4 protein-coding genes are annotated in these 1,550 nt (G+C 35.4%); all 4 read left to right on the forward strand.

Annotation, left to right across the window (positions count from 1 at the left end; all coding sequences use genetic code 11):
* Positions 1-696: 30S ribosomal protein S3 (rpsC, locus tag WFK35_RS22675; RefSeq protein WP_336734894.1), on the forward strand; the 696-nt coding region annotated here is incomplete at its 5' end.
* Positions 697-793: 97 nt separating this feature from the next.
* Positions 794-1,219 (forward strand): 50S ribosomal protein L16, encoded by a 426-nt coding sequence (gene rplP, locus WFK35_RS22680; RefSeq protein WP_214588338.1) that lies wholly within the window; start codon positions 794-796, stop codon positions 1,217-1,219.
* A 12-nt stretch (positions 1,220-1,231) separates the two neighbouring features.
* Entirely contained in the window at positions 1,232-1,417 is a 186-nt protein-coding gene (gene rpmC / locus WFK35_RS22685; protein WP_027381309.1) for a 50S ribosomal protein L29, read from the forward strand.
* 12 nt (positions 1,418-1,429) lie between these two features.
* Positions 1,430-1,550, forward strand: a 121-nt coding sequence (gene rpsQ, locus WFK35_RS22690) for a 30S ribosomal protein S17 (protein ID WP_336734896.1), incomplete at its 3' end; no start/stop codon positions are given.

A 1,550-nucleotide genomic window follows, 5' to 3' on the forward strand; every position in this document is an offset into this window, starting at 1 on the left:
TCTAACTGGTTTGGCGGAAACGATTATGGAGACAGAATCGCGGAAGACTACAAAATCAGAAGATACCTTGAAGCTAGATTATCTAAAGGTGGGATTTCAAGAATTTATATTGAAAGAACATTAAAATTAGTAACAGTTACAATTACTACTGCTAGACCGGGACTTATCATCGGTAAAGGAGGTCAGGAAGTTGATAAACTGAAAGAAGAGTTGAAAAAATTGACTAAAAAGGATATTCAGATCAACATCTTCGAAATCAAAAGACCTGAGCTTGATGCAGTATTAGTTGCGGACAGCATTGCTAAGCAGATTGAAAACAGAATCTCTTACAGAAGAGCTGTTAAAATGGCGATGGCAGGTACAATGAGAATGGGAGCAGAAGGTATCAAAGTTCAGATCTCTGGTAGATTGAATGGAGCTGAAATGGCAAGATCAGAATCTTTCAAAGAAGGAAGAATTCCATTGTCTACTTTCAGAGCGGATATCGATTACCACATCGGTGAAGCACTTACTCAGTACGGAAAACTAGGGGTAAAAGTTTGGATCATGAAAGGTGAAGTTTACGGTAAAAGAGAACTTTCTCCATTAGTGGGACAACAGAAAAAAGGAGGTCAGTCAGACAGAAGAGATAACAGAGGAGGAGACAGAGACAACAGAAGACCTAGAAAAAACAACAACAATAACAATAATAATTAAAATTTTAGATTAGAAATTTTGAATTTTAAATTACCGTTACTTTTTTAAAATAAAAAAAATCTAAAATCTAAAATCTAAAATCTAAAATTTAGAAATTATGTTACAACCAAAAAGAACCAAGTTCCGTAGAGTTCATAAGATGAAAATGAAGGGGAATGCCCAGAGAGGTAGTCAACTTGCTTATGGAACTTTCGGAATCAAGGCGACAGAAGGTGCTTGGATCACTGCAAGACAAATTGAAGCTGCTCGTATCGCTGCGACAAGATATATGAAGAGAGAAGGTCAACTATGGATCAAAATCTTCCCGGATAAGCCAATTACTAAAAAACCTGCGGAAGTACGTATGGGTAAAGGTAAAGGTGCTGTGGAATATTGGGTAGCTGTAGTAAAACCAGGTAAAATTATGTTCGAAATCGGAGGTGTACCTTACGATATCGCTAAGGAAGCTTTAAGACTTGCTGCACAAAAATTACCAGTTGTTACTAAATTTGTAGTTGCTAACGATTTTGTTAAACCTCTTTAATCTTTGAATACAATGAAAAAAGCTGATATTAAAAATTTAAGCGCGGGTGATATTCAAGCTCAATTAACTGAAGCAAAAGCTCAATATTCTAAATTGAAATTGGCTCATGCAATCAGCCCAATTGAAAACCCGATCCAAATCAGAGATTTGAGAAAAACAATCGCTAGACTAAACACTGAGTTAACTAACAAACAATAATTTCATTTTAAAATGGATAGAAATTTAAGAAAAGAAAGAATCGGAGTGGTTTCCAGCAATAAAATGGAAAAAACTATTGTTGTTAGTGAAACTACGAGAGTAAAGCACCCGATGTACGGTAAATTCGTATTAA

Origin of the sequence: Chryseobacterium sp. VD8, assembly GCF_037149975.1 — a bacterium.
Lineage (GTDB): Bacteria > Bacteroidota > Bacteroidia > Flavobacteriales > Weeksellaceae > Chryseobacterium > Chryseobacterium indicum.

Bases quoted from the DNA above. Each gene is read 5' to 3' on its own strand.
- rplP (WP_214588338.1), top strand. From the start codon at position 794: ATGTTACAACCAAAAAGAACCAAGTTCCGTAGAGTTCATAAGATGAAA.
- rpmC (WP_027381309.1), top strand. From the start codon at position 1,232: ATGAAAAAAGCTGATATTAAAAATTTAAGCGCGGGTGATATTCAAGCT.